The sequence below is a fragment of the Bifidobacterium santillanense genome, from assembly GCF_018555385.1.
GTDB classification, from domain to species: domain Bacteria; phylum Actinomycetota; class Actinomycetes; order Actinomycetales; family Bifidobacteriaceae; genus Bifidobacterium; species Bifidobacterium santillanense.
This window is the reverse complement of the sequence record NZ_JAFEJS010000005.1, coordinates 42,056-59,979: the sequence shown is the minus strand read 5'-3', so window position 1 is coordinate 59,979 and position 17,924 is coordinate 42,056. Positions and strand designations below refer to the sequence as shown.

The 17,924-nt window shown below is 64.6% G+C and carries 14 protein-coding genes; 4 read left to right on the top strand and 10 right to left on the bottom strand.

What is annotated here, in order from left to right; all coding sequences use genetic code 11:
* Window positions 1-102 precede the first annotated feature (102 nt).
* The 9 genes from JS528_RS05945 to JS528_RS05905 form a co-directional block, all read right to left on the bottom strand.
* Complete coding sequence (locus JS528_RS05945; RefSeq protein ID WP_214358176.1) at window positions 103-1,416, bottom strand: ABC transporter substrate-binding protein; 1,314 nt, start codon at window positions 1,414-1,416, stop codon at window positions 103-105.
* A gap of 125 nt (window positions 1,417-1,541) precedes the next feature.
* A complete protein-coding gene (locus JS528_RS05940; protein WP_214358175.1) occupies window positions 1,542-4,181 on the bottom strand; it encodes an alpha-L-rhamnosidase in 2,640 nt (879 codons plus the stop codon).
* 668 nt (window positions 4,182-4,849) lie between these two features.
* On the bottom strand, window positions 4,850-5,140 hold the full coding sequence (locus JS528_RS05935) for a type II toxin-antitoxin system RelE/ParE family toxin (protein ID WP_214358174.1): 291 nt from the start codon (window positions 5,138-5,140) through the stop codon (window positions 4,850-4,852).
* 2 nt (window positions 5,141-5,142) lie between these two features.
* On the bottom strand, window positions 5,143-5,442 hold the full coding sequence (locus tag JS528_RS05930) for a type II toxin-antitoxin system RelB/DinJ family antitoxin (protein ID WP_214358173.1): 300 nt from the start codon (window positions 5,440-5,442) through the stop codon (window positions 5,143-5,145).
* Window positions 5,443-5,900: 458 nt separating this feature from the next.
* Entirely contained in the window at window positions 5,901-6,749 is an 849-nt protein-coding gene (locus JS528_RS05925; protein ID WP_214358286.1) for an energy-coupling factor transporter transmembrane component T family protein, read from the bottom strand.
* Between the two features lie 95 nt (window positions 6,750-6,844).
* On the bottom strand, window positions 6,845-8,410 hold the full coding sequence (locus JS528_RS05920) for an ABC transporter ATP-binding protein (protein ID WP_214358172.1): 1,566 nt from the start codon (window positions 8,408-8,410) through the stop codon (window positions 6,845-6,847).
* A complete protein-coding gene (locus tag JS528_RS05915; protein WP_214358171.1) occupies window positions 8,410-9,009 on the bottom strand; it encodes an ECF transporter S component in 600 nt (199 codons plus the stop codon). Before JS528_RS05915 ends, JS528_RS05920 begins: the two co-directional genes overlap by 1 nt.
* 937 nt (window positions 9,010-9,946) lie before the next feature.
* Window positions 9,947-10,456, bottom strand: a complete 510-nt coding sequence (locus JS528_RS05910) for a hypothetical protein (RefSeq protein WP_214358170.1) — start codon at window positions 10,454-10,456, stop codon at window positions 9,947-9,949.
* A 900-nt stretch (window positions 10,457-11,356) separates the two neighbouring features.
* On the bottom strand, window positions 11,357-11,902 hold the full coding sequence (locus tag JS528_RS05905; RefSeq protein ID WP_214358169.1) for a hypothetical protein: 546 nt from the start codon (window positions 11,900-11,902) through the stop codon (window positions 11,357-11,359).
* A 407-nt stretch (window positions 11,903-12,309) separates the two neighbouring features.
* Here JS528_RS05905 and JS528_RS05900 point away from each other — a divergent pair, with 407 nt between their 5' ends.
* Window positions 12,310-12,954: a response regulator transcription factor gene (locus tag JS528_RS05900; protein ID WP_214358168.1), complete on the top strand. Its 645-nt coding sequence runs from the start codon at window positions 12,310-12,312 to the stop codon at window positions 12,952-12,954.
* Window positions 12,930-14,159 (top strand): sensor histidine kinase, encoded by a 1,230-nt coding sequence (locus tag JS528_RS05895; protein ID WP_214358167.1) that lies wholly within the window; start codon window positions 12,930-12,932, stop codon window positions 14,157-14,159. The genes JS528_RS05900 and JS528_RS05895 overlap by 25 nt, the downstream gene beginning before the upstream one ends.
* Here the strand turns inward: JS528_RS05895 and JS528_RS05890 are convergent.
* Complete coding sequence (locus tag JS528_RS05890; RefSeq protein WP_214358166.1) at window positions 14,122-15,489, bottom strand: dipeptidase; 1,368 nt, start codon at window positions 15,487-15,489, stop codon at window positions 14,122-14,124. The two genes, JS528_RS05895 and JS528_RS05890, sit on opposite strands and share 38 nt — an antisense overlap.
* 148 nt (window positions 15,490-15,637) lie before the next feature.
* On the opposite strand from JS528_RS05890, the gene JS528_RS05885 reads away from it, so the two are divergent.
* Both JS528_RS05885 and JS528_RS05880 read left to right on the top strand, forming a co-directional pair.
* Window positions 15,638-16,261, top strand: a complete 624-nt coding sequence (locus JS528_RS05885; RefSeq protein ID WP_214358165.1) for a DUF3043 domain-containing protein — start codon at window positions 15,638-15,640, stop codon at window positions 16,259-16,261.
* A gap of 86 nt (window positions 16,262-16,347) precedes the next feature.
* Window positions 16,348-17,850 carry an FAD-dependent oxidoreductase gene (locus tag JS528_RS05880; protein WP_214358164.1) on the top strand — a complete coding sequence of 501 codons (1,503 nt, stop codon included), beginning with the start codon at window positions 16,348-16,350 and terminating at the stop codon, window positions 17,848-17,850.
* Window positions 17,851-17,924: the final 74 nt, after the last annotated feature.

The following is a 17,924-nucleotide window of genomic DNA, read 5'->3' as shown; positions in this document are numbered from 1 at the left end:
GGTTGTGGTTGTTGTGGTGCGCGGCGCATCCGGAGGAGTGTGGACGCGCCGCGCACGATCGTTGCGGTGCACGGCCGTGAGGAGCGGTTCCGCGCGCCGACGCTATTTCACGGTGAAGCCCTGCTCCTTGCCGTACGCGACGAGCTTGTCCTGCCACTGGGAGAAGCCCTGCTCGAGCGTCGTGCCGCCGGCGTAGGCCTTGCCGACGGTGTCGGAGTAGACCTTGTTGGCGTATGCCTGGTACGGCAGGAACGGGAATCCGGCGGTCACCGACTTCTCGGCCTCGGCGAGCACCTCGTTGATCTTCTGTCCGCCGAAGTAGTCGTCGGTCTTGCCGAGCCAGTCGGGGTCGTCGAGGGTGCTGAGCACCGCGGGGAAGGCGCCCATGTCGACCTGGATCTTATGGCCGCCGCCGTATCCGATGTACTGGAGGAACCTGTAGGCCAGCTTCGCGTTGCGCGAGCCCTTGACGATCGAGTATCCGCCGCCGCCGGATTCGGAGTTCGTGGACGATCCGTCGCCCTTGGGGGCGAGTGCGACGCGGAACTTGCCGGACGCCGAGCCGACGCTGCTCTTGAGCGTGATCGGCATCCACCCGCCGGCGAGCACCGCGGCGTTCTTGCCGTCGGCGAGCGCGCGGTACCATTCGTCGGTCCACCACGAGGTCTTGGTGTCGATCAGGTGCTCGTCGATCATCTTCTGCCAGAAGCCGATGTAGCGCTGCGTGCCCTTGTCGCCGGTCAGGTCGATCTTCACGGAGGACTCCCCGACGCCGAAGGGCTGGGCTCCGGCGGACCACATCATGCTCATCGCGTTGCCGGCCTCGGAGCCGCTGTCGGCGGTGATGTAGTAGTCGTCGCCGAGGGCGTGGATCTTCTTGGCGGCCTCGTAGAACTCGTCCCAGGTCTTCGGCGGCTCGGTCACGCCGGCCTTGTCGAAGATCTCCTTGTTGTAGAACATGGCCAGCGGGCCCATGCCGCCGGGCATCGAGTAGACCTTGCCGTTGACCGTCACGCCGGCCTTGGCGCTGTCCGTGAACTTGTTCATGATCGAGGCCGCGCCGAACTGGTCGAGGTCCTCGAGCGCGTCGGAGAGCACGAACTGGGTGATGGCGTCGTAGTTGAGCTGCACGATGTCCGGGGTGCCGGAGCCCGCGGCCAGCGCGTTGTTCAGCGCCGAGTACTCCTCGTCGGACGAGCCGGCGTTGACGACTTTGACCGTGACGCCCGGGTTCTCCTTCTCGAAGCCCTTGGCCATCTTCTTGACCGCGGATTCCCACGACCACACCAGGATCTCGCCCTGGTCGTCGTTTCCGGCCGAGGACTGCGAGTTCCCGCATGCCGCGAGCGGCGCCGCCGCCATCACCGCGGCCGCCGCCGCGGCCACGAGGCGGACTCCCTGTCGTGTGCTGATCATCTCAATACTCCTTTGTATCTCGTGTCTTGTGTTCATTGTCGTGCGCATCGACATGTGCGCACGCCGTATGTCGTTCGCCGCGCCGGACCTCCCGGAGGGGACATCCGACGCGTGGCGTGCGGGTCTCAGACGGTGATGTCGTATCGTCCGGGCCCGACCCAGTCGTTCCGTCCGCCCGCGTTCACCAGGGCTCTGGAGCCCGTGGGGACGTTGAAGGACATGTGCAACCTCCCTTCGCGTAGGTCCCATCGAAGATCGATCCGCCCGTGGGGGCCCTCGTGCGCGACGTGCGCCCCGGTGACGCCACCGCCGGGATGCGGGTCCACGGCGAACGCGTTCCACCCGGGCTCCAAGGGTTTCAGGCCGCCGAGCTCGTCGTGCATCCATTCGGCGACGACGCCCAGCCAGTAGTGGTTGAACGAGGTCATGCCGCCGGGGTTGATGCTGCCGTCGGGGCGGATGGAGTCCCACCGCTCCCATGTGGTGGTGGCGCCCATGGCCACCTGGTAGAGCCATGAGGGGCAGGTGCGGCAGGTGAGCACGCGGAACGCGGTGTCGCGGTGGCCGCAGTCGGCGAGCGCCCGCAGCAGGTACGGCGTGCCGGCGAATCCGGTGCCGACGTGGCATCCGCCTTGCTCCACGAGCCGTGCGAGGCGGTCGCCTGCCGTGGCCGTCCATGCGGGGTCGTCGCGGCGCAGGCCGAAGACGACGGCCAGCGTGTAGGCGCATTCCGTGTCGGAGGTCATGACGCCGTCGCCGCGGGTGAACGCCGCGGCGAATCCTTTGCGGATACGGTCCGCCAGCGCCGCGTACGCCGTCGCGTCGTCGTCGCGGCCGAGGATGCGGGCCATGCGCGCGACCAGTTCGGCCGAGTGCGCGGCGAACGCGGTCGCGACCAGGGGCTTCTCGGTCATCGCCTGCTCGGGGTGGTCGGGCGGGGCGGTGGGGTCGAGCCAGTCGCCGAACTGGCCGCAGACCTGGTCGGGCTCCCGGCGCCATACGCCGTCGGGGTCGAGCCGGCGCGCCACGTCGTCCATCCATGCGCGGGCGACGGGATAGTGGCGGGCCAGCCGGAGCGCGTCGCCCTCCTCCCGGTAGATCGCCCACGGGACCAGCACGGCGCTGTCGCCCCACACGGCGATCGCGTCGGCCTTGCGCCAGTCGGGAATCGTGATGAAGGGGACGAACGGCGGCACGGTGCCGTACCGTGCGATCTCGCCGTCGAGGTTGCCGAGCCAGTCGGAGAGGAAGTCGCCGGCGCCGGCGAGACGCAGGGCGACGGGCGAGAACATCGCGATGTCGCCGGTCCAGCCGAGCCGTTCGTCGCGCTGCGGGCAGTCCATCGGCACCGAGAGGAAGTTGGAGCGCATCGACCGGATGATGTTGCCGTGCAGGAGGTTGAGGTCCTCGTCGGAGCAGGAGAACCAGCCGCGGCGCTCCATGTCCGTGGTGTACGCGCACGCCGTGAGGTCGTCCGGCGAGAGTTCGGGCGCGGGCCAGCCGCTGATCTCGGCGTACCGGAAGCCGTGCATGGTGAACGTCGGCTCCCATTGGGCGGCGCGGCCGTCGGACACGTATTCGTCGGTCTGGATGTCCTCGCGGCGCAGGGGGCGCAGGGCGAGGTTCCCGTGCCCGTCGAGCACCTCCGCGTGCCTGATCGTGATGACCGTCCCCGGCTGCGCCGGCGGGACGGACATGCGGATGCGCTGGCTGCAGTTGAAGCCGAAGTCCACGATGAACGAGCCGTCATCTCTCTTGCGGATGTCGACGGGGCGATGAAGTCCGACGAGACGGATCGGGTTCTGCTCCAGGGCCGTGAGTTTGAGCTGGTTCAGGGGCAGCTCGGTGACCGGGCTCCAGGAATCGTCCATGGGCCGGGACGGATCACACCACCGCGGGTCGTCCAGCCGGGCGTCGAAGCGCTCGCCCTCGTACAGGCCGCTGCGCACGATGGGGCCCTTCCTGGCCTTCCAGGCGCCGTCGTAGGCGTTCGAGACGATCTGTTGGACGGAGCCGTCAGCGAACATGACGTCGATCTGCGCATAGACGCCGAGCCGGTCGCCGTAGTAGTTCACGACGCCGCCGGCGTAGCCGTATCGGCCGCGGTACCATCCGTCCGCCAGCCGGAAGCCGAACGCGTTGTCGCCCCGGCGCAGGTACGGCGTGACGTCGTAGGTGAGGTACGGCAGGCGGTCGTCGTAGTCCACCCATCCGGGCGCGAGCACGTCCTCGCCGACGCGTGCGCCGTTGATCCACGGCTCGAACAGACCGTAGGCGCTCACGTACAGGCGCGCCGCGACCGGTTCGCATTCGATGCGCGCGTCGCCGCGGATCAGCGGGGCGTGGCGGCCGTCGCTCCACGGCTCGGGCCATGCCGGCCCGACCATGGCCCCGCGCCACTGCCAGTGATGCAGGATGCCCGGTTCGAAGCGGACGCTCGCGGTGGCGGTATCGTCGTCAGTCACGGGGCACACGGTCACCGTCACCTGCTCGTGCGTCCGCGCCGGTTCGAACGGCCATGCGTGCAGGATGTTCTCACAGGCGGGGACGCGGGTTTCCTCGACGACCGGAGCCTCGCCCGGCATCTCGCGATTCGCGCGGATGACGACCTCGGCGCCGTCCGGCAGCGCCACGTCCTCGTCGTACGTCCAGCTGAGTCTCGGCGTTCCGGTGCCGATGCCCAGCACGTCGCCGGAGCGATGTTCGACGGTGACCCGGCGGATGCCGGGAACCCTTCCCCGCGCCGGTGCCTTCGGTTGCGCCATCGCAATCACCTCCTGTTTTGGAGCGCTCCATTGGAACGCTCCAAATATATCGCCGATCATCCCGAAGCACCAATCCGGCGTGTCGCGCGGCACCGCACCGTGCAACCGCGCACACCATGGATGCGGGCACGCACATCACATGAGCCCACGCGTCACGCGGAACATGCCATGTGAACGCGAACATCATGATGCAGATGCGTACGTCACGCAGACATACGCATCACACGGGTCTGTTCGCGGTACATAGTGTCAGGAAAGCCCTTGCTGCGGTTTCTGTACCGCGAATCCGTGGTACCCAAGCGCAATTCGCCCGATTTTGACGCTGAGTACCACGCCTTTCACGACATCGACCTCATAACACGTTTTGACGCATCGTCAAATCGCTGATTTTCCAACGTTTTGACAGCACGTCAAAACCATGCGGGACTGGATATTCGCGATGGCCGTGGTACCCAGCGCAGAAATCAGGCAAATGACGCTTGAGTACCACGGATCCGTGGTACGAAACGACGAAACACGGCTTTTCTCGATTAAGTACCATCACGTACCGGCACACATGCACGCATCTGCATCAATTCGCGCTCATACCAAGGATTCGCGCCACCGCACACCGGCCCGCCACCTCACGATACGGCTATCGGGCGGAACCGACGATGCCGCACGTGCGATCAGCCGAAGAGCTCGTCGTGGGTGCCGGTGCGCTGGAAGATGGCCAGGTCGTCGGTGGTGCACCAAATGAGCAGCCAGTCGCCGACGTTGGCGACGTGGCATTCGTTGGAGCCGCGCCATTCGCCCGACAGCGTGCGCATGTTGTGGCGGCGCTTCAGCTCCTCGATGGATTCGACGGTGTTGTCGAGGATGAGCCCGACCACCCGACGCAATGGCGCCGTATCGATGCGCTTCTTCCGCAGACGCTTGATATCCCTGTCGAATCTGGGCGTGTATTCAGGTTCCAACATGATCAGATTCCCAGACTGGCGAACATATCATCAGCCGTCTTGAAGTCGTGAGCCCGGCCGTTCCTGATGATCTCCTCGGTCTCGCGGATGGCCTCGCGGCTCTCCTCGTTGGGCCGTTCCGACTCGAAGGTGAGCGGGATGCTGCGGGTGCGGGCCATCTGCGTCCAGAACGCGCGCGTGGCGGAGGCGAGGGTGAGCCCGTACTCCTCGGCCACCTCCGACGCCTGGGCGATGATGCGCTTGTCGGCCCTGATGGCCTTGGACTCCGTCGTCTTGGCGGGGGCTGCCGTCGTCGCGGTCATGGCGAATCTCCTTATTCATTGACACTCGGCCACACGATGTGTGCTGGTGTGGCATATTCTACCACATCAGCACACATCGCAGAGATCGGGGCACTGGAAAAGGAATGTCCCGACATGTAGGTTTCGGATGACATGGGTCTATGATTCGTCCCGCTTCGAGGCATGAAAATGGGACGAACCATAGACCATGAGCCGTCGAACCTACGTGTCGGGGCTGCGCACCCCATAGGCGCACGAGCGCGGGAGACCACAGCCGTGCGGAACGCACTCGTAGGCGGCATATCCCCAAGCACATGGGCACGGGCTGCCTCGCGCAAGTCAACAGCGTTGTGGACGGGGCGCATCCCCCATGCGCACGGGTGCAGTCACAGGCCATGCAAGGCCGTACCCTCGCCGGATGGATGCGAAAATGACGAACGGCCCGCACGAGGGCATCGTGCGGGCCGTGGATCGGGACGTCAGGCGCCCTGGAAGGAGAAGTGCCAGTAGCCGGTGGCGACGGCCGCGGCGATGGCGACGGCCGGGATGGCGGCGCTGATCGCGAGGAACACCCAGTCGACCGGATGCAGGCTCGAGACGCGCGCCTGGCTGCGCGGGGTGTCGCCGCCGAAGCCGCGCGCCTCCATCGCGGTGGCGAGCTTGGTGGCGCGGCGGATGGACAGGACCAGCAGACCGAACGCCTGCGACAGGGCACGGACGATCGCGTTGCCGTCGCCGAGTCCGCGCGAGCGGCGCGAGAGGCCGAGCGCGCGCCAGTCGTCCTGCAGCAGCGTGAACATGCGCATGCCGGCGAGGCCGCCGTAGACGAACCGGGGCGACAGGTGCAGGATCTGCACGAGACCGTCGGCCAGGTCGGTCGGGTCGAGGCCGAGCGCGAGGATCACGCCGGGCACGGCGATCGCGGCGACGCGCAGGAACGTGGCGCACGCGAGATAGACGGAACCCTGCGAGACGACGATCCATCCGGCGGTGAACAGGATCTCGCCGGACGTGCGGCCGTACAGGAGCACGGAGATGAAGCCGCCGGTCGCGGCGATCCACACCGGCCACGTGCTGCGGCACACGCGGATCGGGTTGATGCCGGCGATCCACAGCAGTACGTATTCGACGCCGAGCGCGACGGACGCGGAGACCACGTCGAGGCTGACGAACATCGGGATGCACATGACGAGCGCGCCGATGATGCGCGCCACCGGGTTCACCTTGGCGATGAACCACGACGGCGAGGCCGGGCGCGCGGGCTCCTTGCGCGCGTCGGGCGGGGTGACGAGGACGACGTCGGACGGGGTCCGGTCCGGGATGCGCATCTTCCGCGCGGCACGGTCGGTGGACCCGGAGGTCCCGGACGTCTCCCCCGCCCCGGCGGAATCGGCCGGCCTGACCGAAACGGTGATCGAATCGCTCATCGCGACGAGTCCTCCCTCGCGAAATCGAACATGATGCGCCGGGCGTGGAGCGCCTCGACGAGCGGCTCGTCGTGCGTGACGACGATGACGGCCGAGCCCAGGTCGCGCACGGCGGCGATGAGGTCGACCATCTCGGTCCATGTGGTGTAGTCCTGGCCGAAGGTCGGCTCGTCCATGACGAGGATCCTCGGCGCGCCGGCCAGCATCGAGGCGACGGACAGGCGCCGCTTCTCGCCGCCGGAAAGCGTGTACGGGTTGGTCTGGGCGAAGCGCGACAGGTTCATGCGCTCGAGCATGCGGTCGGCGATGGCGTACGCCTCGTCCTCGCTCGCGCCGCGCGACTTCGGGCCGATGGCGACCTCGTCGCGCACGATCGGCGCCGCGAACTGGTGCTCCGGCTCCTGGAAGACCATGCCGATGCGCCCGAGGAGCTCGCGGCTCTTCCAATGGTTCGGCTCGTCGCCCCGGGCTCCCCCGGCGATGTCGCCGCGCACGCGCACATGGCCGGCGATCGGCGGCAGGAGACCCGCCAGGGTCAGCGCGAGCGTGGATTTGCCGGCGCCGTTCGGCCCCATCAGGGCCGTGACCTCGCCGGAGAAGAATGCAAGATCGATGTGCGAACCGAGCGCGGTGCCGCGGCCGAAGCTCAGGTCCTCGGTGACGAGGGCCGGCTTGCGGGAATCGGCACCGGAGACACCGGACGCGGCGGCATCGGAATCGCCGCCGTCCGCCGTCTCGTCGATGGCGACGAGCCTGACGTCGCCGTGGCGGCCGGGCCCGCGGTCCGGGATCGGCCGCCCGGGCACCCAGGCGCCGCCTTTGGCGAGCAGGTCGCCGAATCTCCCGAACACCTCGTCCGGGGCTCCGTCGGCGATGACGCCGCCGACGGGCGAATCCGGATCGGGGCGGCCGATGACGACCACGCGGTCGATCAGGTCGATCCACACGTCGATGTGGTGCTCGACGACGACCATCGTCTGGCCGGTGCGTTCGAGCACGTGACGGACCGCGTCGTGCACCTCGGTGACGCCCTCCGGGTCGAGGTTCGCGGTCGGTTCGTCGAGCAGCAGCAGGCCCGGCTGCATGGCGAGCACGCCGGCCAGCGCGAGGCGCTGGCGCTGCCCGCCGGACAGGTGCCGCGTGGAGCGGTCGAGCTCGATGTCGGGCAGACCGACCAGATCGAGCGACTCGCGCACGCGGCGCCACGTCTCCTCGCGCGGGACGCCGAGGTTCTCGCAGCCGAAGGCCGCGTCGTCGCCCACGCGTTCGAGGATGATCTGCGAGTCCGGGTCCTGCAGGACCAGGCCGACCCTGCCGCGCGCGACGGACGCGTCCACGCCGTCGACGGTCAGGGTGCCCTCCTGCTCGCCCTCGTCGGACCCGCCGAGCACGCCGGCCAGTCCGGCCATGAACGTGCTCTTGCCGGCGCCGGAAGCGCCGAGGAGCAGCACGTGCTCCCCGGGGTGGATGGTCAGATCGATGTCACGCAGCGCGAAGTCCTTGCGTGTGGTGTGACGCCAGCCCCATCCCTTCGCTTCGACGCCGGCGGGGGTGATGCGCATCAGACGCGCGCCTGGCTACGGCCGGACGGGAAGCGGTCGAGCGCGCCGGTGGCGGCGATCGCCTTGTGCAGGAACCACACGACGAGGCCCGCGATGACCAGGCCGGAGATGATGGAGCCGATGAGGTACCAGCTCACGCGCAGCATGTTCCAGCCCGGGTTGGTGATCCAGTAGTACAGCCAGCAGCCCACGCCGGCCAGCGCGCCGGACAGGAGCGTGGTGCCGATGTTCCACTTCTTCCATGCGAGGACCGCGAAGCCGAGCTCGGCGAACAGGCCCTGGACGATGCCGACGATGAGCGAGCCGCCGACGCCCCACTGGTTGCCCAGCGTGAGCTCGAGGAACGCGGCGAGCGTCTCGGCGAACAGGGCGGCGCCCGGCTTGCGCACGATGATCGCGGCGAGCGGGCCGGCGAACAGCCAGAAGCCGTTCAGCAGACCCTCGAAGCCCGGGGTGACGGCCTCGAACAGGGCCAGCGGGGCGGCGCAGACGATGTCCCAGCCCCAGAAGATGACGCCGGATGCGACGGCGATGATGGCGGCGACGACGATATCGACGACGCGCCACTTGTAGTTGGCTTTGGCGACGGTTTCGGCCATGATTGTGCCTTTCCTCTCTCAATCAAGGCACGGGGTGAAGTAAGAGCGACAATTCCGTGCGCGGCATTGCCCGGGCACGTCCCATCGGTCGGGGCCCCTTCAGACCCCCTCTCAGCCGCCTCGAGGCAGCTCCCGTGTCGGCACACCACCATAAGTGACGAAGCCGACGAAATCAAGAGTCCGTCCGGACGAGACGCCGATCCGTCCGGACGGCGTCGTACCGCGTCCGGATACGTCAGCGATTCGTTGGCCTCCCGCCAGTGCGCATCAATCGTCTGGTAGGCGTACGGGATGTTGATCAGTGTCACCACGGTCGCACCGTTCTTCTCTCCGACGCGGACCGTGCGGGAGAACCGCTTGTCCTGCACGACCCAGCGTTGGGCCGTGACGTCGAACGTCCACTCGCGAATCTGCCCCGGAGCGGAACTGTGGTGCACGGTGACGACCTCTCCGTCGACCGTCACCCGCTCGATGTTCTCCTGATACGGGTCGAACATCAGCACGCGCACACGCACGTCGTACGAATCATCCGAAGCGGGTTCGACGAGTCGCAGCACGGATTGGCGATTGCGCTCGACATCCTGCAGGAAGGCGGGCACGGCCTTGGTCGACTCGGCCTGCCCAGCCGTCAGATACCCCCGTTCATGCAATTGGGCGACGGTCGTGTCCCTGCCGAACGAGCCCACCTCCCGTTCGATCGAGGCGCCGTCGATCTCGGTGCGAGTCTGCCACACGTAGGCGCCGCCCACCAAAGCCGCCAGCGCGACCACCGCGACGACCAGCCCCCACCAGGAGGGGCGCCGGGAAAAATCTCGTTTCGACCGCTTACTGCAAGCGACTTCGTTGTCGTTTGTCCACATAACTACCTCATTGCTTTCGCGGATTGTGCCGCGTCCACAACTTTTGCAATGAACGCAACACAACAACGCTACACGAGCTAAACTCGCTGAGCAAATCCTTCAGTACGCAAATACGTCTGCTGCGTTGTATAAGTGGTGTACTTAAGAACACCATATTCATAATAGTCAATTTTTACATGACTCAGTTTGTAATATTTGCGAAGCTTAGCTTTGTAATAGTAATTAGCGCTCGGCACAGGTATAGAAATCGATGACACACCAGCTCCAGTATATCCTATAGTAGTAGTGATTCTGACAGGGCCCCATGTAGCCGCAACACTTACTGAAATGTTAGAGCCACTCTCTGGACGAACATTAATAGAACCGCCGGAGGGAAGTTTATACCCACCGGATGGTTGCCCTCCAGGAGTAACTACAATTGATTTTGTTTCCGTTGCAAGCAACGTGGTCTTATTGCTTTCCCCATACCGCAAAGATGCCGTTTCGGCAATATCTGGATTATGAACTGATTCCTTCGCAGATGCCGAAGGACATCCGGCCACAGCAAGACATGCACATAACAATACACTTAGTACTGCACGCTTCATTTATATCTCCTTTGACGAAAACAATTTATAGTTTATCGATTATCAATCGATAAACTATATAACATTATATTCCTTGTTTTTTTGATTAACCAAGCACCAATATACTCGATTTGTGTATAACGCATCAGAAAATTCCAATAAATTACTCCACAGCAACAATAAAAGAGCCTCACTATTCAAGAAAAAATCGAATCAAACATCAACAATGATTGTGTTATTCAACGGATGAACGACATCTGCATCGCTCACCAATCCGGCTCCTTAACAGACCAAAACGATTCATCGGGGGTTGAAGTATCAGTTGAATGGGCTACGTGCTCGGCAAAGTGCACAAGCACCGGCGGAACCAAGCCCGCCACGAACACGGCGAAGAAACGGCGGACACAACACACACCGTGGAACCCCGAAAGTGCAGAGTCCCCATATCCGCTCCCTTCAGCCCCAAACTCCGGCGTTATCATTACGATTCGACACGCTACCGCTTGCCGACATGATCTTATCCGCTTTCACTCCTGTGGTGCGCACGGTACAGCAGATCCCATCCTGGCACGCTTGCACATGCCCCTTTGTGGATATTTTCGCGTAAACATCCGCCTTGAAAAATATCGCGAAGCAATTCCACACAGTCACACTCGATTTGTGCATGCAGGAATTTGCACCTCTGCACTCCACACACAAAGCGGAGCCGGCATCAACAACAAATCCATTGAGAGGACATGTCCGATGCCGACTCCTATTTCTCCCTTCCCTCGACCAGCCAATAGCACAACGCTAGCATGATGGACGCAACACCTATGACGATTAATACTACGTTATGATCATGGACACCAAGTGTTATCAACACACAGTCGAGTATCAGATCGGCCAATAATAGCAATATTCCAATTCGATTTCCTTTCATCAGCAATTCACAGCAATTCCCGCAGCCTTGACGAGAACAGCAGCTCCTTTAATCATCCATCCCACCGTGCTTGTAGGCACTCCAGGCAGTGAAAGAACAAAACCAGCCACCGATACAACACATCCCAGAGGGACACTTTTCCCAATTGGTGGAAGAGGAACGTTTTTCAAATCGACTTTTGCTACAGCCTTCCCTGTTTTACTATTAAAAATAGTAAATTGAGCACCCGAAGCATCAGCAGCTTTACATTGACGGGCAGTCAGACCATACCATGTTGCATGCATGTTTCTGCTGATGCATTGTGTTTGAAGATTAGCAGCAGCGAATCGCACATCATTTTCATGTAAATAATGTACCTCCATACCCATCCGCACGGCAGGATCACTAATTTTCCCATTCAATACCTGCGGAGAGAGATAGCTCACGTCGTAGGGATCATACTCAGATGCATTTGCCATACCGGACATTGCACAAATACATGCAACAGCAATAAACAAAGCGCAAATAGAGGAAAGAAACCTTCTGAATTTTGTTGTATATAACATACATCAATCTCCCTTGAATGATAAAGCCATAGTGTTTTCACTCATAAAGGTAAATCAACCAGAAGAAATCGGCAACTATCTTGATGCCACTTTTGTGAAGCATCAAGGAAAGGAGAACACATATACTCGATTTGTGTATGGTCATACATATTGCGTCGGAGAGTCTGCATGAGGGACTGCTATCATCTAGCCAGACAAAGGAGAGACCACATGAAGATTACCTGTGCGATACTAGCGGCGGTTCTGATGTTCGGCGGGTGCCCGGTACCTAAGGCGTTCATCACGCACGTTTCTACGACGCGCAACGCACAGCTGTATGGGCAGTGCGTTCCTTTCCCTTGGCACCACTGCAAGCCTCATCGTAAAAAGTAGATTGAAGATTGATGATTGAGACTACTAACACATACATGCTGCATCTGGCCACGACTCCGAGCCTCGCAATCGTCGATAACGACGAACGTTCACTGGAGTCACTGCAGCAGCTGTTGACGAATAGGTTGCCGTCAGCACGCATCACGTGGATGGCGACATCCGGCAGGGAGGCACTGTCTCTGTCCAGCAAAAACGCACCCTCTCTGCTGCTGCTGGATATGTCGTTGGAGGGCATCCAAGGGCCTTCCGTATGCAGGCACATACGGAAGGAGTCGTCGGCGTTTCCGATTCTCGCGATGACCAGCTTCTCCCTGAATCTATATGAGGCTAAGGTGAAGTCCTCCGGTGCGCAGGGACTGGTGAGCAAGAACAGAGAGGACGACCTCGTTCAGTGCATCACCTCGATACTCCACGACGGAGCGATGCCAGGATTCGAATCCCGGAAAATCGCGCATATCCGCATCACCAGCGAGAAGACCCACAATCCGAGGCTCACACTGCGTGAGGAGGAGATCATCAACCTGAGCGCGGACGAGGGACTGCTCGACGCCGAGATCGCCGACAAGCTCGGCGTTTCGGAGGCGACGGTACGCAAACACATGCAACACATCATGCAGAAGCTCGGCGCACGGACGGCACGGCAGGCGGTGGCGATATGGCTCTCCCCACACGATTACTGAAGGCTACTCCATCGTTGCGGGTGCGCATCCTACTCGCGACAGTCTTCTCCGTTCCGGTCGCCGTCCAGTGGTTCTATGAACCGCCGATGGGTTGGGTCGCTCTAGCACTCTCAATCGCGCAAGGAATCGCGCTCATCGGAACCATTCCTCTGCCTGTTCCGGCATCCATCACCATCATCCTCATCGACGGCTTAGTGACAATCTGTTCCAACGGCACCGGTCCTACATCCACATACAGCATCTTTTATGCCTTGGGGTTGTTGTCATACATGACGTCCAACCGCATGGCAGCAATTCTGGCCATTGTCGCATGCCTATTGCAGGTCACCTACACCATACTGCCGAACGATTGGAATCTCGACCGGTACACGTTGACGTCACTGGCACTGTTCTACACCATCGCAACACTGATTGGCCGCGCCCTGCGCTGGCGGGAGGACGCCTTCGCCCGGCAGGTGCAGCTCTCGCAGGCCGAGGCCCAACTCCAGCGAACAGAGCTCACCGCGCACGCCGCGCAGCGCATGCACGACGCCGTCACTGGGGAGCTGTCGTTCATCGCGCGCATGGCGCAGCGCCGAATCAGGGAGGGCAGCGACGACGAAATCTGGAGGCAGATCAACGAATCGGCGCTCAACGCCCTGGACAACACGCACCAAGTCATCGACTCGCTCGACGCATGGAGCCGCGACGCGCGCGGCGACGTGTTGCCGGACGGCGACATGGAGCGGCAGACCGCCCGTCTGCGCCGCGTCCTAGACGACAACGACAGGCGCATCGCCCGTCTCGGCTTCCACGGGCGCAGCCTCCTCAACGTCGGCGAGACCCCGACGTCGATGGAGGACGACCGGATCGACCTCACCGCCGACTTCATCGGCGAGCTGTATGCCAACATCATCCGGCACGCGGAGCCGGAGTCGTCGTACGAGCTCTCCATCGTATGGGACAACGATGGAATCGCGGTCACCACATCCAACGAGGTGTCCGAGGAGGAGCTCCCCCGGCACGGGCAGGGGCTGCGGCACTACCGGGAGAGGATCGAACGCATCGGCGGCACCTTCACCACCGGGCGCATGGACGACGGCGCATGGTTCTCGTTCGTGTTGATCCCGCCGAAACGCGACGGTCGGGGCCGCCGGCGCCGACGCCGACGAACCCCGACCGCCCGGCTCACCTGCCGAGCTTGGCGAGCAGGAGCGCCTCGGTGATCACGTTGTTCTTCAGTCCCGACAGCGAGATGGACTCGTTGGGGCTGTGCGCGTTGGCCTTCGGGTCCTCCGGGCCGGTGACGAGCACCTGGGCGGACGGGAAGAGACGCTGCAGCTCGGGGATGAACGGGATGGAGCCGCCCTCGCCCTTGTTGATCGGGGCGACGCCGAACGCCTCCTCCATCGCCTCGAGCGCGTCCTTGGTGGCCACGGCGTTCGGGTCCATCGCCCAGCCCATGCCGTTCTCGAGCTTGACGACCTCGACCTCGGCGCCGAACGGCGGGTTCTGGGCGAGGAAGTCGGCGAGCGCCGCCTGCGCCTGTTCGGGACGCTGGTTCGGCGCGGTCCTCAGGGACAGGCGGAAGCGGGTCTCGGGGCTGATCACGTTGAACGAGCCGTCGACCGGGTGGGCGTCGAAGCCGATGACGGTGAGCGACGGCTTGGTCCACAGGCGGGAGGCGAGCGAGCCGGAGCCGGCGAGCACGTAGGAGTCGACGATGCCGGCGTCCTCGCGCACGGTGGCCTCGTCGAGGTCGCGCTGGAGGCCGCCGATCGGCTCCTCGGCGGCGACGCCCGGCACGGCGAGGTCGCCGTTGGCGTCGTACAGGGAGGCGATGAGCATCGCGGCGAGCGTGTTGGAGTCGAGGATCGGGCCGCCGTACTGGCCGGAGTGGACCGGGTGCTTCAGGGCGCGCACGGTCACGTCGACGCACGTGTTGCCGCGCAGCGACGTGGTCAGGGACGGGATGTCGGCGGACCAGTTGCCGGAGTCGGCCACGACGATCACGTCGGAGGCGAATTCGGCCTTGTGCGCCTCGATGAACGGGATGAAGCTGGGCGAGCCCATCTCCTCCTCGCCCTCGATGAAGATCTTCACGTTGACCTTGAGGTCGTCGCCCAGGGCCTTGAGGGCGCCGGAGTGGATGGCGATGCCGCCGCCGTCGTCCGCGGAGCCGCGGCCGTAGAGGCGGCCGTCGACCTCGGTGCCGACGAACGGGTCGGTGTCCCATTCGGCCGGGTCCGGCACGGGCTGCACGTCGTGGTGCGCGTACAGCAGGACGGTCGGGGCGTCCGGGTCGACGACGCGCGAGCCGATGACCTCCCACGCGCCCGGGGTGCCGTCCGGGTTGGTCGACTGGACGACCTTCGCGTCGACGCCGACCTCGCGCATCTGCTCGGCGACGAATTCGGCCGAACGCCTCATGTGCTCGCCGGTGATGCCCTTGGCGGACACCGAGCCGAGCGCGATCTTGCGGTTGAGCACGTCGACGATGCGGTTCCAGTCCGCCTCCACGCGGGCGCGGATGTCGTCTGCGCTGATCTGTGCCATCGGTGACTCTCCTTTTATTCCATAGCGACTGACATTGGTCCGTGCGCGGCCGAACCGCCCGGACGCGGGCCTGCGATGGCCGTTGCGGGGCGGAATACCGCCGTTCGCGCGCTGCACGCGCGTCTAGACGTCACCGTAACCTGCAAGCATGACATGGAACCCGTTGAAGAAGAAGGAAGAAGCGCAGAAGCCCGTCGATGAGGCCCCCGCGCAGTCCAAGGCCGCCAGGGGCGCCAAGAAGGACCGTCCGACCCCGAAGATGAAGCAGGCGCAGGCCGCCGGCATCCGTCCGCTGGTGCCGACCGACCGCAAGGCCAGCGCGAAGGCCGCGAGGGCCCGTCTGCGCGAGCGCGAGAACGTCGAGTACGAGGCGATGCAGAAGGGCGACCTCAACCACATGCCCAAGTCGGAGCGTCTGCCCTGGCGCATCTACATCCGCGATTACGTGGACGCCCGCTTCAACGTGGGCGAGTTCTTCATCCCGGTCGCCGTGATCATCCTAGTCGCCTCGATGATCATCACGTCCGTGGCACAGAGCCCGCTGGCCTCGATGATCATGATGATCCTCATGTACGTGTACCTGTTCGCCGTCGTCATCGACGTGTGGATCATGTGGCGCGGCCTAAAGAAGAAGCTGATCGCCAAGTACGGCGAGCGCGCCGTCGCCAAGGGCAGCCGCTCCGGCTCCTACGCGTGGAGCCGCGCGATCCAGATGCGCCGCTGGAGGCTTCCGAAGCCGCGCTACGACAAGCGCGGCCACTGGCCGGAGTGATCGTCCGCTCCATCCGCTCCAAGGCTCCCTTCGGGGAGCCTTTGTCGTATCGGCGCAGCCGCCGCCGGCGCACTACCATGGATGCCATGGCTGAAATCTTCGATATCGTCATCATCGGCGCGGGTCCGGGAGGCTACTCGGCCGCGCTTCGGGCCGCGGAACTGGGCAGGTCGGTCGCCCTGGTCGAGCGCGACGCCACCGTCGGCGGCACGTGCCTGAACCGCGGATGCATCCCGTCCAAGGCGCTGATCACCGCGACCCACACCATCGACACCGTGCACCGCGCGGCCGAGCTGGGCGTGCAGGCGCACATGGACGGCATCGACTACGGCACGCTGCGCGACTACCGCGTCCACGTCGTCGAGACGATGACGCAGGGGCTGTCCGCGCTGCTCGCGCACCGCGGCGTGACCGTGTTCCGTGCGGACGGCTCGCTCGGCGCCGGCGACGACGCGGACGGCAACCGCACGGTCCGTCTCGCCGCCTCCCCCGGCCAAAGCGACGTGCTGCGCTACGAGAAGGCCGACGAGCCGCGTCCGCAGGGACCGTCGCTCGATCTGGCGGCGCGCGACGTGGTCCTCGCGCTCGGCGCCTCGCCGCGTCCGCTTCCCGGCAACCCGTTCGCCGGCGCGCTCATCGACTCGACGCAGGCGCTGGAGCTCGACGAGTTCCCCGCCTCGGCCGTGATCGTCGGCGCGGGCGCCGTCGCCATCGAATTCGCGTCGATGTGGAACGCGGCCGGCGTCGACGTGACCCTCCTCATCCGACGCGACCGCGTGCTGTCGCACTGGGACCGGCGCTGCGGCGCGACGCTCACGCGCGAACTGATCCGCCGGGGCGTGCACGTCGTCAGGAACACGGCCGTCACGCGCGTGGACACCGGCGCGAACCTCGGCGCGACCGTCCACTACACGGCCGGCCAGGACGGCCCGGAACAGCGGGTCGAGGCGGAGATCGTCCTCGCCGCGATCGGACGCGACCCGAACACCGGCGCCGGCTGGCTCGCCGACGCGGGCGTCACGCTCGACGGACGCGGCTTCGTCGCGTGCGATCCGCTCGGGGCGACCGACGCGCCGCACGTGTGGGCGGTCGGCGACATCACGGCGGGGCACGCGCTCGCCCACCGCGCCTTCGAACAGGGCGTGACCGTGGCCGAGGCGATCTGCGGACTCGACCCGAAGCCGGTCGACGAGGACAGCGTCCCCCAGGTCGTCTTCTCGCATCCGGAGGCGGCGTGCGTGGGTCTGACCGGTCGCGAGGCGATCGACGACCCGCGGTTCAACGACGTCAAGGAGACCGTCTACCCGATGATGGGCAACTCGCGCATGCTGATGAGCGGCGTGGGCGGCTCGATGACGGTCGTCAGCGGCGAGCGCGTCGACGCGGCGCGACCGGGCGTGCCCGAGGTGCTGGGGGTCCACATCGTCTCCCCCGTCGCCTCGGACGTGATCGCCGAGGCCGAGCAGCTGGTCGGCAACCACGTGCCGCTGAGCGACGCGGCGCGGCTCATCCACCCGCATCCCACGTTCAGCGAGACGCTCGGCGAGGCGCTGCTCAAGGCGGACGGCCGACCGCTGCACACGCGCTGAGCCGGGGTCTCGCCGCCGGACGTCCGCATGCCCGGCGGACCGGCGACGACCCGCCGGGCACGACTGCTGGTAGG

Coding starts and splice junctions, on each gene's coding strand:
- JS528_RS05925 (WP_214358286.1), bottom strand. CDS start 6,749: ATGCGCATCCCGGACCGGACCCCGTCCGACGTCGTCCTCGTCACCCCG.
- JS528_RS05935 (WP_214358174.1), bottom strand. CDS start 5,140: ATGTTGGAACCTGAATACACGCCCAGATTCGACAGGGATATCAAGCGT.
- JS528_RS05900 (WP_214358168.1), top strand. CDS start 12,310: ATGCTGCATCTGGCCACGACTCCGAGCCTCGCAATCGTCGATAACGAC.
- JS528_RS05910 (WP_214358170.1), bottom strand. CDS start 10,456: ATGAAGCGTGCAGTACTAAGTGTATTGTTATGTGCATGTCTTGCTGTG.
- JS528_RS05885 (WP_214358165.1), top strand. CDS start 15,638: ATGACATGGAACCCGTTGAAGAAGAAGGAAGAAGCGCAGAAGCCCGTC.
- JS528_RS05880 (WP_214358164.1), top strand. CDS start 16,348: ATGGCTGAAATCTTCGATATCGTCATCATCGGCGCGGGTCCGGGAGGC.
- JS528_RS05905 (WP_214358169.1), bottom strand. CDS start 11,902: ATGTTATATACAACAAAATTCAGAAGGTTTCTTTCCTCTATTTGCGCT.
- JS528_RS05920 (WP_214358172.1), bottom strand. CDS start 8,410: ATGCGCATCACCCCCGCCGGCGTCGAAGCGAAGGGATGGGGCTGGCGT.
- JS528_RS05930 (WP_214358173.1), bottom strand. CDS start 5,442: ATGACCGCGACGACGGCAGCCCCCGCCAAGACGACGGAGTCCAAGGCC.
- JS528_RS05895 (WP_214358167.1), top strand. CDS start 12,930: ATGGCTCTCCCCACACGATTACTGAAGGCTACTCCATCGTTGCGGGTG.
- JS528_RS05915 (WP_214358171.1), bottom strand. CDS start 9,009: ATGGCCGAAACCGTCGCCAAAGCCAACTACAAGTGGCGCGTCGTCGAT.
- JS528_RS05890 (WP_214358166.1), bottom strand. CDS start 15,489: ATGGCACAGATCAGCGCAGACGACATCCGCGCCCGCGTGGAGGCGGAC.
- JS528_RS05940 (WP_214358175.1), bottom strand. CDS start 4,181: ATGGCGCAACCGAAGGCACCGGCGCGGGGAAGGGTTCCCGGCATCCGC.
- JS528_RS05945 (WP_214358176.1), bottom strand. CDS start 1,416: ATGATCAGCACACGACAGGGAGTCCGCCTCGTGGCCGCGGCGGCGGCC.